This window comes from Micromonospora coriariae (assembly GCF_900091455.1).
GTDB lineage: Bacteria > Actinomycetota > Actinomycetes > Mycobacteriales > Micromonosporaceae > Micromonospora > Micromonospora coriariae.
In genome coordinates this window covers 6377699-6390122 of record NZ_LT607412.1, presented here as the reverse complement: position 1 = coordinate 6390122, position 12424 = coordinate 6377699, and the positions used below count along the sequence as shown (strand labels likewise).

The following is a 12424-nucleotide window of genomic DNA, read 5'->3' as shown; positions in this document are numbered from 1 at the left end:
GCGACGAGGGCCGACACCCGCGGGTGTCGGCCCTCGTCATCGCGTATCCCCGGTCAGCGCTCCTCGGGGTCCCGGTCGCTGTGCGGGTGCCGCCAGCGCTCGTGCGGTTTCGGGGCGTCCTCGCTGTCCTTGGGCGAGTCGCTCTCCTCGAAGCTCGGCCGGCGGATGCCCTCGGGCTCCGGCACGTCCACGGGCCGGGCACCGGACTGCGGCGCCGGCTGGAACTCGGCCGCGTCGCGGGCGCCGTGCGCGCCCTCGGCGGCGGGCGACTCCGGCACGTGGTGCTCCATATGAAACTCCTCGGCGAAGTGCTGCGGTGGCTTGGTCGTGCGCTGTGGCAGGTCCCGGCCCAGGTCGGCGACGAGCGGGCCGTACTTCAGGTCGAACGCCGGGCGCTCGGACCGGATCCGGGGCATCCGGTCGAAGTTGCGCAGCGGCGGCGGGCAGGTGGTGGCCCACTCCAGGGAGTTGCCGAAGCCCCACGGGTCGTCCACCGTCACCATCGCGCCGTACCGCCAGGACTTCCAGGCGTTGTAGATGAAGAACAGGGTGGACAGCCCGAGGATGAAGGCGAAGATGCTGGAGATCGTGTTCAGTGTGGTGAAGCCGTCGGTCGGCAGGTAGTCGGCGTACCGGCGAGGCATCCCCTCGCTGCCCAGCCAGTGGTGCACCAGGAAGGTGCCGTGGAAGCCGATGAACATGGTCCAGAAGTGCGCTTTGCCGAGCCGGTCGTCGAGCAGCCGTCCGGTCATCTTCGGCCACCAGAAGTAGTAGCCGGCGAACAGGGCGAAGACCACCGTGCCGAAGACCACGTAGTGGAAGTGCGCGACCACGAAGTAGGTGTCGTGGGTGTGCCAGTTCGCCGGTGGACTGGCCAGCAGCACTCCGGTGAGTCCGCCGAGCAGGAAGGTGACCAGGAAGCCGATGGAGAACAGCATCGGTGTCTCGAACGTGAGCTGTCCCTTCCACATGGTGCCGATCCAGTTGAAGAACTTCACGCCGGTCGGCACCGCGATCAGGTAGCTCAGGATGCTGAAGAACGGCAGCAGTACCTGGCCGGTGGCGAACATGTGGTGCGCCCAGACCGTCATCGACAGGAAGGTGATCGCGGCGGTGGCCAGCACGATCCCGGTGTAGCCGAAGAGCGGCTTGCGGGCGAAGACCGGGATGATCTCGCTGATGATGCCGAAGAACGGCAACGCGATGATGTAGACCTCGGGGTGGCCGAAGAACCAGAACAGGTGCTGCCAGAGCATCGGCCCGCCGGTTGCGGGGTCGTACACGTGCGCGTTGAGCAGCCGGTCGGCCGCCAGCGCCAGCAGCGCGGCGGCCAGCAGCGGGAAGACCAGGATCACCAGCAGGCTGGTGAAGAGCATGTTCCACGTGAAGATCGGCATCCGGAACATGGTCATCCCGGGCGCGCGCAGGGTCAGGATCGTGGTGATCAGGTTGACCGCGCCGAGGATGGTGCCCAGCCCGGAGACGACCAGACCGAGCACCCACATGTTCGCGCCGACGCCGGGGGAGTGCTCGGCGCTGCTCAACGGGCTGTACGCGGTCCAGCCGAAGTCCGCCGAGCCGCCGGGCGTCAGGAACCCGCCGACGACCATCAGCCCGCCGAACAGGTAGAGCCAGTAGGCGAGGGCGTTGAGGCGGGGGAACGACACGTCCGGCGCGCCGATCTGGATCGGCACGATGAAGTTGGCGAACCCGAAGCCTGCCGGGGTGGCGAACATCAACAGCATCACCGCGCCGTGCGAGGTGAACAGCTGGTTGTACTGCTCAGAGGAGAGGAACTGCAGCCCGGGGCGGGCCAGTTCGGCCCGCATCAGCATCGCCTGCAGCCCGGCCAGCACGAAGAACCCGAAGGAGGTCAGCAGGTAGAGCACGCCGATCTGCTTGTGGTCCGTGGTGGCGAGGAACTTGATCAGAGAGCTGCCGGGGACCCGCGACCGTAGTGGCCCGGGGAAGCCCCCGAAGCGGGCCGGTGCCAGGATCGCCGGGCCTCGATCGCGACTGGGTTCCGTGGTTACCCGCTTGGGCATGGCTGCTCACCCCGCCGTTGTGACAGAAAAGGACGGGTGTGCCTACCCGACCCTCTGTCCATGAAACCAGGGCAGAGCGGTAATTTCAGTCAGTTCGTCAGAGGGCGGCAGAACCACCTGGAACGCTCACGTTCCCGCCACCATCGCCCACACCGCCTTACCCTGGCCGGCCGGTACGCTGCCCCACCGCTGAGCCAACTCCCGAACCAGCAGCAGCCCACGCCCACCTTCGGCGCGCAGGTCCGCTCCGGCCGGTCGGGCCGCCGCCCGGCTGCCGTCCACCACGGCCAGGTGCAGGTACGGCCGACGCAGGGTCAGCGTCACCTGCATCGGCGTGCCGGCATGCCGGACCACGTTGCCGACGAGTTCACTGAGCACCACTGCGGCCGGACCGGCGGCCTCGGGAAGGTTCCACCGCGTGCACGCGTCGACTACCAGCTCCCTCGCCCGCCGGCAGGCCTCGGCCACCGGCTCCAGCCGCGCCTGCAGCCGGGGCGCGGCGGCGGCGCCGGCCACCCGGGTCGCCTCCGCGCAGTCCCGCGACACGGGGACCACCCGGCACGTGGTCGACTCGGCCAGCCAACGGGCGGCGGCCGGCGGTGGGGCGCAGAGCACCACCGGCACGGCCGGCCACTCGGCGGCCCGCCGGGCTGTCGCGGCGAAGACGGACAGCGCGAGCCGGTCCCGCACGGTGACCTCTTCGAGGTCGACGACCAGCGCATCCGGTTGAGCGGCCAGCGCCCGGTCCAGCACGCGGTGGACCGGGCGCATGGTGCCCAGGTCCAGCGGACCGCGGAGCCGGACGACCGTCACCGGTGCGGTGTCGCTCACCTGCCAGGTGATCCGGCTGGACATGGTGCCCTCACCTCGCTGATGTGTCGGGACCTGCGAACTACCCGAGCCACACCCCGGTCAAACCGGACCTACGGGCCGGGCGCGGCACGTCACGGGTGGCGGGGCCGGTCAGGGACGGGCGCGGCCGGTCAGCACGCCCAGCGCGATCATGCCGACACCGAGGCCGAGGTGCAGCCAGTCGTCGGCGTCGTTGACCGGCAGCACGTTCGCCCCGGTGTCGTGGTCCACGGCGAGGCCGTAGAGCCACAACACCAGGTAGACGGCGCCCCCGCCGACGAGGAACGCCCGGGCGCCGCCGACCGTCCGGGCCAGCGCGAGGCCGGCCACCCCGAACAGCAGGTGCACCAGGTTGTGCAGCACCGACACCTGGAACACGCCGAACAGGTACGCGCCCGAGCCGTGACCGGCGAACCGGAGATCGGACGCGCCGCTGGTGATCCCCGGGACGAAGCCGAGCAAGCCGATCAGCAGGAACAGCACAGCCACCGTCCCGGCGGCGCGGCGTACCGGCGGCCTGCCGTCGGCCGGATTGTGCCGGGCCCGGGAGTGCGCCATCGGTCCGACCATCACCGACTCCTCGCTGCGCGGCGGGCGTGAGCGCTGCGGGCTACCCGTCGCCGCCGACCGCAAACCCGTCGGCGGCGACGCCGGTCAGACCGGTTGCAGGCGCGGCACGCTGGCCAGCTGGCGAACCCGCTGATACAGCTCGACGTACCGCTGAGCCATCACCGCAGGGGTGAACCGCTGCGCGGCCACCCGACGGCACTCGTCGACGTCGAGCAGTTCGGCGGCCAGCACCAGCTCACCCAGCTCCTCCTCATTGGCGGTGAGCAGCCCGGTGCGACCGTGCTCGATGAGCTCCGGCAGGCACCCCCGGGTGGTCGCCACCACCGGCGTGCCCAGGGCGAGCGACTCGACCACCGCCGTGCCGCCCGGCTCCTCCCAGCGCAGCGGAAACAGCGACGCGCGGGCGCTGGCGAGCAGGTCGTCACGCTCCTGACCGGCCACGGTGCCGACCCAGCGGACCAGGTCGCCGTCGACGTGCGGCGCCACCTCGTCGAGGAAGAACCGCACGTCCGGGTTCTGCCGGGCCTCATCGCCGGCCGCGGCCAGCTCGGCCGGACGGTGATAGGGGCCGACGGGTCCGGCCAGCACCAACGGGAAACCCACCTGATGGGCGAGCCGGGCGCCCACGTCCTGCCCCTTGCCCGGGTTGATCCGGCCGAGGATGAGCAGGTGCTCGCCCTTCTCGGGGCGGGACCGCCGGTCGGCGTCCACGGCCAGCGGGGTGGACAGGTGCACGTGCCCCACCGAGTGCTCCCGTAGCGCCCGAGGGGCCCGGTCCAGCTGGGACGCGGACACGCCGTTGACCCGGACCCGCCCGCCGCCGTCCAGGCTGCCGTAGAGCGCGGGGTGCTTGGCCAGGTCCCAGTGCAGGGTGTGCAGGGTCGGCGGGCCGGTCGGTCCCATCGCCGCGAGGGTGGCCAGCCCGACCGCCTCCACGTGGTCGTGCACCAGGTCGATGTCGTCGCGGGCGCGCAGCTCGCGCACCACCCCGGCCAGGTGCGCCTGCGCGATTCCACAGACCTGGTTGTACGGCCGCTGAAGCGAGGCGAACTGCCCTTCGGAAAAGACCGACACCTTCTCGTCCACCGGCAGGGTGCTGCTCTCCACCGAGGCGAGCACCACCCGTACGCCGAGACGCCGAAGCTCCGGCACCAACGTGGCGATCACGTTCTCGATGCCGCCGTAGCCCGGCGGCGGCACGGACAGCCACGGGCCGGCGTTCATCAGCACGGTGAGGCTCATCGGGCCCGGCCCTCCCGTGCGGTGGCGCCCGACGCGAGCGCCCGGGCCCTCACGCCGCGGCCACCCGTCGGCGGGGCACCCGGTGGCGCAGCTCGGCCAGCGGCGGGCGCTCTTCGATGGACACGTCGCTGACCACGATCTCGCGGTCGAGGTTCGGCAGCGCGTCGGAGCCGCCGCGGCGGAACTGGGTCAGCAGCACCTCCGGTGACATGCCGGGGTACGCCCAGCCACGCCGTTGCAACCGGGCCCAGGCGGTCAGCATGATCTGTGCCGACATCCGGCCGAGCGCCGCCGTGTCCTGGTGCCGGTGCTTGCGTTCGCCGAGGTCGACCTGCGCCAACGCGTCCAGGCCAACCAGGTCGAGCAGGTCGATCAGCATCGCCGTCTCCACGCCGTACCCGGAGACGAACGGCACCTGGGCCAGCACCTCCCGCCGGCCGGCGTACTCGCCGGCGAGCGGCTGCACGAACCCGGCCAGCTCGGGCCAGAAGAGGTTGAGCAGCGGTCGCGCCAGCAACTCGGTCACCCGACCGCCGCCGTCCTGCTCCACGCTGGCGGTACCCACCAGAGGACGGTGGTAGAAGCCCTTCACGAATTCCACGGACGGGTCGGTCAGCAGTGGGCCGAGCAGCCCGCTGACGAAGTGCGGCCGGAACTCCCGCAGGTCGGCGTCGATGAACGCCACCACGTCCCCCTCCGCGGCGGCCAGGCCGGCCCAGAGCGCATCGCCCTTGCCGGTGAGCCGAGGCAGCCCCCGGGTCATCTCGTCCTGGCTGACCACCTCCGCCCCGGCGGCCCGGGCCACCTGCGCGGTGCGGTCGGTCGATCGTGAGTCCACCACGATCAGCTCGTCGACCAGGGCGACCCGATCCATCAGGTGCTCCCGGATGGTCGCCACGATCGCGCCGACCGTGGCCTCCTCGTTGTGCGCCGGCAGCACGACGCTGACCCGGCTGCCCCCCTTGGCACGCAGCAGCCGGCGTGCCGGCCAAGCCGCCGCCGATGTCGTCCGGTACGTGGCCCACGCCTCCACCACCGGTGACACGCTCGATGTCGTATCCCGCACGGGCACCCCTCCGAAATCGTGGGCGGAAAACCGAGATTGGTTGTTCCCATTCCCCACCATGCGCTAACCGCCTCCAGCAAACAGCTTGATCACAGGGTGACCTGGCCGCGTTCCCGGGGGATGAACGTTTGATTGCGCTCACCCCGGGGGACTGCTCCCATCGGAGAGATGAAACCTTCTCGAAGGGGCTTGTCGAATGCGTGGATGCCGGGTGGGTCTGGTGGGCGCCGGCGGAGTGGCACAGCGGCACGCCCGCGTGCTCGCCGGGTTCGATGACGTCGAACTGATCGGCGTGACCGACGTGGCCCCGCAGGCGGCGTCGGCGCTGGTCGCGCAGCACGGCGGACGGGCCTGCGCGGACGTCGCCGAGCTGCTGGCCGCCGGTCCGGACGCAGTGTACGTCTGCGTGCCACCGTTCGCGCACGGCCCGGCCGAGGAGGCGGTGATCGACGCCGGTGTGCCGATGTTCGTGGAGAAGCCCGTCGCGGTCGACCTGGTCACCGCCGAGCGGATCGCCGGCCTGATCGCCCGGCGTGGGCTGCGTACCGCCGTCGGACACCACTGGCGCTACCTGAGCGTGCTCGACCAGGCCCGCGAGCTGCTCGCCGACCGTCCGGTACGGATGGTCAGCGGCTCCTGGCTGGACAAGGTGCCGCCGGTGGCCTGGTGGTCGCGGCGGGACGCCTCCGGCGGGCCGGTCGTCGAGCAGGCCGCGCACGTGCTGGACCTGATCCGCGCGCTGGTCGGGGAGGTCACCGAGGTCACCGCGTACGGCAACGGCACGCCGCCGCCGGTGGACGGCGCCGACATCGACTCGGTCACCACCGCCGCGCTGCGCTTCGCCGGCGGCGCGGTCGGCACGCTCAGCGCGGCCTGCGTGCTGGGCTGGAAGCACCGCGCCGGGCTGGAGATCCTCGCCGACGGGCTGGTCCTGTCGATCACCGAGGACGGCCTGCTGATCCGCGACACCGACGGTGAGCGACACCTGCCGGCCGACCCGGAGGCCGCCCGGGTGGCGGTCGACCGCGCCTTCATCGACGCGGTGCGCGGCATCGGCGACGACGTGCGCGTCCCGTACGCCGAAGCGCTGGGCACCCAGCGGCTGGCCCTGGCGGTGGCCGACTCGGCCCGCACCGGCGAGACCGTGCGGCTCACCACACCCGCCGGGCCGGCGGTGCTCGCCACCGGAGTGACAGTCGATGCGTGACCGGGTCGTGGTGGTCTCCGCCCCCGGCCGGGTGGAGCTGGTCGAGCAGGACCCCGCCCCGCCGCGCCCCGGCACCTTCCGGGTCGAGACGCTGTTCAGCGGCGTCTCCGCCGGCACCGAACTGAGCTACGTCAAGGGCACCAACCCGTACCTGCACGTCACCTGGAACGCCGACCTCGGGCTGTTCCAACCGGGCGGCGCGAGCACCCCGTACCCGGTGACCCGGCTGGGCTACATGCAGGTCGGCCGGGTGGTGGAGAGCGCCACCCCGGCGGTCGCGGTGGGCGCGGTGGGTGCGATGACCTACGGGCACCGCACCGGCTGGCTGGCCGACCCGGTCGCCGAGCGGTTCGTGCCGCTCCCCGACGACCTGGATCCGGTGCTCGGCGTCTACGTCGCGCACATGGGCCCGATCTGCGCCAACGGTCTGCTGCACGCCGCCGCCGACCTGCACGGCGCGGGCGTCCGCTCGCTGGGCGACGGGGTACGCGGCCGGCGCGTCGCGGTGGTCGGCGCCGGGGTGGTGGCGCTGCTGACCGCGCTGTTCGCCCGGCGACACGGCGCCGCCTCGGTGGTGGTGCTCGACCCCACCCCGCAGCGCCGGCACATCGCCGAGGCGCTCGGCCTGGAAACCCTCGACCCGGGCTCGGACGACCCGGCGGTGGTGCTCAAGACCCGCTGGGCGCACACCGCCGGCGACCGCGGCGCCGACGTGGTGTTCCAGTGCCGGGGGCAGGCGTGGGCGTTGCAGCTCGCGCTGCGGCTGCTGCGGCCACAGGGCACCGTGATCGACCTCGCCTTCTACCAGGGCGGCGCGGACGCGGTCCGGTTCGGCGAGGAGTTCCACCACAACGGGCTGTCACTGCGCTGCGCGCAGATCGGTCGGGTGCCGCGCGGGCTCGCGCCCACCTGGGACCGGGAGCGGCTCTCCGCCGAGACCATCGACCTGCTCCGGACGTACGGGGATGTGATCCGCAAGCACCTGATCTCGGCGGTGGTGCCGTTCGACGAGGCGCCCGCCCTGCTCACCGACCTGGCCGAGCGCCGCCGCCACGAGCTTCAGGTGGTGCTGACCGGCTGATCCGGCGTCGGAGCGGGCTCTCCGGGTGATCGGGCGGGCTACCGTTCCCGCCATGAGCACCCCTGACGCCCGGCCCGTCGGTCTGGCCGCGCTGCTGCCGTACCTGCGTGCGCACCGCGGCACGCTCGCCGTGGTGGGCGCCCTGTCGCTGGCCGGCGCGGCGGCTTCGCTCGCCCAGCCGCTGCTCACCCGGTCGGTGCTCGACCGGGTGGGCGCCGGCGGCGCGGTGACCGAGCTGGTGGCGGTGCTGGTGGTGCTGGTGGTGCTCGGCGCGGCGATCGGCGGGCTGCGTGACTACCTGCTGCAGCGCACCGCCGAGGGGCTGGTGCTGGGCACCCGGCGGCGGCTGGCCGGGCACCTGCTGCGGCTGCCGATCGCCGAGTACGACCGCCGGCGCACCGGCGACCTGCTCTCCCGGGTGGGTTCGGACACCACCCTGCTGCGCGCGGTGGTCACCTCCGGCTTGTTCGAGACGGTCACCGGGGCGGTCATGGTGGTCGGCGCGGGCACGGCGATGGTGCTGCTCGACCCGCTGCTGTTCGGCGTCACCCTGCTCGGTGTGGGGCTGGGGCTGGGCTTCGCGGCCACCTTCGCCCGGCGGGTCCGGGCGCTGGCCCGTGCCGCCCAGGAACGGATCGGCGAGATGACGTCGGCGGTGGAGCGGGCCATCTCGGCGGCCCGGACCATCCGGGCCAGCCGGGCCGAGGCCCGGGAGGCGGAGATCGTCACCGGCAGTGCCCGGGCGGCGTACGAGGCGGGGTTGCGGGTGGCCCGGGTGCAGGCGGTGGTCGGTCCGATCGGCTCGGTCACCGTGCAGGGCGCCTTCCTGCTGGTGCTCGGCATCGGCGGGGCCCGGGTGGCCGCCGGCGCGATCACCGTCGGCGACCTGGTCGCCTTCGTCATGTACCTGTTCTTCCTGGCCCTGCCGCTGGCCCAGGTGTTGCGCGCGTACACCCAGTTGCAGACCGGCCTTGGCGCGTTGCAGCGGATCGAGGAGATCCTGACGGTGCCGGCGGAGGGCGGGGCGGACCGGCCGGTGGAAACCGGCGTGACGACGACCCCGCGCCGCCCCGCCCCGATGATCGAGTTCGATCGGGTGGGCTTCGGCTACCCGGGCGGCGAAGCGGTGCTGCACGAGGTGAGCTTCGCGGTGCCGGCCGGCACCCGCACCGCCCTGGTGGGTCCGTCCGGCGCCGGCAAGTCGACCCTGCTGGCCCTGGTCGAGCGCTTCTACGAGGTGAGCTCCGGTGCGGTCCGGCTGGACGGCACGGACGTACGGGAGCTGCCCCGCGACGTGCTGCGGGCCCAACTCGGCTACGTCGAGCAGGAGGCCCCGGTGCTGGCGGGAACGCTGCGGGAGAATCTGCTGATCACCACCCCGGACGCCACCGACGACCGACTGCACGAGGTCCTCGACAAGGTCAACCTCGCTCATCTGGCGCACCGGTCCCCGCTGGGCCTCGAGGTTCAGGTGGGGGAGGGTGGCGTCCTGCTCTCCGGGGGTGAACGGCAGCGGCTGGCCATCGCCCGGGCGCTGCTGGCCGGCCCGCCGGTGCTGCTGCTCGACGAGCCGACCAGCAACCTCGACGCGCGCAACGAGGTCGCGCTGCGCCGCGCCATCGACGCGGTGGCCGTCCGCCGGACACTGTTGATCGTGGCGCACCGGCTCGCCACCGTGGTCGACGCCGACCAGATCGTCGTCCTCGACGGCGGTCGCGTCGTGGCCGTGGGCACCCACGCCGAGCTGACCGCCACCGACCCGCTCTACCGGGAGCTGGCCACCCATCAGCTGCTGGTCGGCTGACCCGGCGGCGTCGGCTCCGACATGCCGCCCGGTGGCCGGGCGGCCGGGCGGCAAAAGCCGGCGCGAATCGCGTACCGTTGCCGCTCATGGGTGTGTCGCAACGGTTCAAGAGCAAGTTCCGCCGGTTCCTCCAGCGCCCGGGCTCGACGGTGGATCTTGCTCCGCTGGAGAAGCTGCTGCCGGCGATCGAGGCGCGTGAGGATGACCTCGCCGCGCTGGACGACGCCGAGTTGACCGAGGCCGCCGGCGCGGCGACCGACTACGAGGAGATCTGCGCGGTCGGCCGGGAGGCCGCCCGCCGCGGCCTCGACCAGCGGCCGTACGACGTGCAGCTGCTCGGCGCGATGTCGCTGCTGTCCGGCAAGGTCGCCGAGATGGCCACCGGTGAGGGCAAGACCCTGACCGCCACGATCGCCGCGTACGGGCACGTCCGGCTCGGAAACGGGCCGGTGCACGTGCTCACCGTCAACGACTACCTGGCCCGCCGCGACGCCCTGTGGATGGAGCCGGTCTACACCCTGCTCGGCCTGACCGTCGGCTGGGTCAACGAGGCCTCCACCCCCCAGGAGCGGCGCGACGCGTACGGCTGCGACGTCACCTACGTCTCGGTCAGCGAGGCGGGCTTCGACTATCTGCGCGACCAACTGGTCACCGACGTGGCCGACCGGGTGCAGCCGCCGCTGGCCACCGCGATCGTGGACGAGGCCGACTCGATCATGATCGACGAGGCCCGTGTGCCGATGGTCCTCGCCGGCTCGGTGCCGGGCGAGCAGGACCCGGTGCACGCCGCCGCCGCGCTGGTGCGCGGGCTGCGCAGCGGCAAGCACTACACGATCCCCGAGGACGGGCGCAGCGTGGCGTTCACCGCCGCCGGCCTGGCCGCCGTCGAGGCCAAGCTCGGCATCGACCTGTACGACGAGGAGCACGTCGCGCAGCTCTCCGCGGTCAACGTGGCGCTGCACGCGCACGCCCTGCTGCACCGCGACGTGGACTACATCGTCCGGGACGGCTCGGTCGAGCTGATCGACGAGATGCGCGGCCGGGTGGCCCAGCGCCGCCGCTGGCCGGACGGGCTCCAGGCGGCGGTCGAGGCCAAGGAAGGCCTGGACGCCACCGCCGAGGGCGAGGTGCTGGGCACCATCGCGATGCAGGCGTACATCGCGCTCTACCCGAAGGTCTGCGGGATGACCGCCACCGCGGTGCTGGTCGGCGACCAGCTGCGGGAGTTCTTCGGCCTCGAGGTGGCGGTGATCCCGCCGAACACCCCGTGCGTGCGCGAGGACGAGCCGGACCGGATCTACGCCACCCGGGCGGAGAAGGACGAGGCGCTGATCGACGAGATCCGCCGCTGCCACGAGGCGGGGCGGCCGGTGCTGGTCGGCACGCTGGACGTCAAGGAGTCCGAGGGGCTGGCCGCCGGGCTGAACGCGGCCGGGGTGCCCTGCGTGGTGCTGAACGCCAAGAACGACGACGAGGAAGCGGCGATCATCGCCGAGGCCGGCGCGTACGGCGCGGTGACGGTCTCCACCCAGATGGCCGGCCGGGGCGTGGACATCCGGCTCGGCGGCAGCGACCAGGCCGACCAGGAGCGGGTGGCCGAGCTGGGCGGTCTCTACGTGATCGGCAGCGGCCGGCACGACAGCCGCCGGGTGGACGACCAACTGCGCGGCCGGGCCGGCCGGCAGGGCGACCCGGGCGGCTCGGTCTTCTTCGTCAGCCTGGAGGACGACCTGGTCACCCGGCACGCCGCCGACGCTATTCCGGCGTCGCCGCGGATGAACGCGGACGGCCTGGTCACCGACGACCAGGTGGACTACGCGGTGGAGCACGCCCAGCGGGTCGCCGAGGGCGTCAACCACGAGATCCACCGCAACACGTGGCGCTACAGCGTGGTGATCGAGCAGCAGCGCAAGGCCCTCGCCCTGCGCCGGGAGCGGCTGCTGACCAGCGACGTGGCCGCGCTGATGCTGCTGGACAAGATGCCCGAGAAGGCCGGCGAGATGGACGAGGACCTGCTCGCCAGGGCGGCCCGGTCGATCGCGCTGTATCACCTGGACCGGCTCTGGGCCGAGCACCTGGCCGAGCTGTCCGAGGTCCGTGAGGGCGTGCATCTGCGCGCGCTGGGCCGGCTCGACCCGCTGGACGAGTTCCACCGGGCCGCGGTGCCGGCGTTCAACAACCTCGTCCCGGAGATCGAGGCCCGCACCCTCGCCACGTTCGCCGAGACCGAATTTGACGAGGACTGGGACCCGGACGACGGCACCCTGGTCCGGCCGACCGCCACCTGGACGTACCTGGTGCACGACAACCCGTTCGGCTCCGAGCTCGATCGGCTGATCGCGGCGATCGGGCGGCGGCTCAGCGGCGCTCCGCGCTGACCCGCGCCGGCTCAGCGGTTTTCGGGATCCCTGTCGCGCGAACGCGCGACAGGGACCCCGATTTACGCCGTTTCGACCCGAGTCTGCGAGGGTAGTAGGGCTGGTCGGTCCAGTCGGGAGAGAGCAGACGATGACACAGGTGACGATGCCCGCTGGGTGTGCGCGGAGGCGTATGGAGG

General features: G+C 72.5%; 9 protein-coding genes. 4 read left to right on the top strand and 5 right to left on the bottom strand.

Annotated features, from left to right (window positions below):
- Window positions 1–53: 53 nt before the first annotated feature.
- The 5 genes from ctaD to GA0070607_RS29795 all read right to left on the bottom strand — a co-directional run bounded on the left by ctaD (window position 54) and on the right by GA0070607_RS29795 (window position 5775).
- Window positions 54–2045: an aa3-type cytochrome oxidase subunit I gene (gene ctaD / locus GA0070607_RS29815; RefSeq protein WP_089021178.1), complete on the bottom strand. Its 1992-nt coding sequence runs from the start codon at window positions 2043–2045 to the stop codon at window positions 54–56.
- 126 nt (window positions 2046–2171) lie between these two features.
- Window positions 2172–2900, bottom strand: a complete 729-nt coding sequence (locus tag GA0070607_RS29810; RefSeq protein ID WP_089021177.1) for an ATP-binding protein — start codon at window positions 2898–2900, stop codon at window positions 2172–2174.
- Window positions 2901–3008: 108 nt separating this feature from the next.
- A complete protein-coding gene (locus tag GA0070607_RS29805) occupies window positions 3009–3467 on the bottom strand; it encodes a DUF4383 domain-containing protein (protein ID WP_089021176.1) in 459 nt (152 codons plus the stop codon).
- 84 nt (window positions 3468–3551) lie between these two features.
- A complete protein-coding gene (locus GA0070607_RS29800; RefSeq protein WP_089021175.1) occupies window positions 3552–4709 on the bottom strand; it encodes a glycosyltransferase in 1158 nt (385 codons plus the stop codon).
- A 49-nt stretch (window positions 4710–4758) separates the two neighbouring features.
- Window positions 4759–5775, bottom strand: a complete 1017-nt coding sequence (locus tag GA0070607_RS29795; protein WP_089022183.1) for a glucosyl-3-phosphoglycerate synthase — start codon at window positions 5773–5775, stop codon at window positions 4759–4761.
- A gap of 196 nt (window positions 5776–5971) precedes the next feature.
- On the opposite strand from GA0070607_RS29795, the gene GA0070607_RS29790 reads away from it, so the two are divergent.
- The 4 genes from GA0070607_RS29790 (at window position 5972) to secA2 (ending at window position 12245) form a co-directional block, all read left to right on the top strand.
- Complete coding sequence (locus GA0070607_RS29790) at window positions 5972–6982, top strand: Gfo/Idh/MocA family protein (protein ID WP_089021174.1); 1011 nt, start codon at window positions 5972–5974, stop codon at window positions 6980–6982.
- The gene (locus tag GA0070607_RS29785) at window positions 6975–8063 is read left to right on the top strand and encodes a zinc-dependent alcohol dehydrogenase (protein ID WP_089021173.1); all 1089 of its coding nucleotides are present in this window, start codon (window positions 6975–6977) and stop codon (window positions 8061–8063) included. Before GA0070607_RS29790 ends, GA0070607_RS29785 begins: the two co-directional genes overlap by 8 nt.
- Window positions 8064–8115: 52 nt before the next feature.
- Window positions 8116–9867 (top strand): ABC transporter ATP-binding protein, encoded by a 1752-nt coding sequence (locus tag GA0070607_RS29780; protein WP_089021172.1) that lies wholly within the window; start codon window positions 8116–8118, stop codon window positions 9865–9867.
- 86 nt (window positions 9868–9953) lie between these two features.
- Window positions 9954–12245, top strand: a complete 2292-nt coding sequence (gene secA2 / locus GA0070607_RS29775; protein WP_089021171.1) for an accessory Sec system translocase SecA2 — start codon at window positions 9954–9956, stop codon at window positions 12243–12245.
- The last annotated feature ends 179 nt before the right edge of the window (window positions 12246–12424 follow it).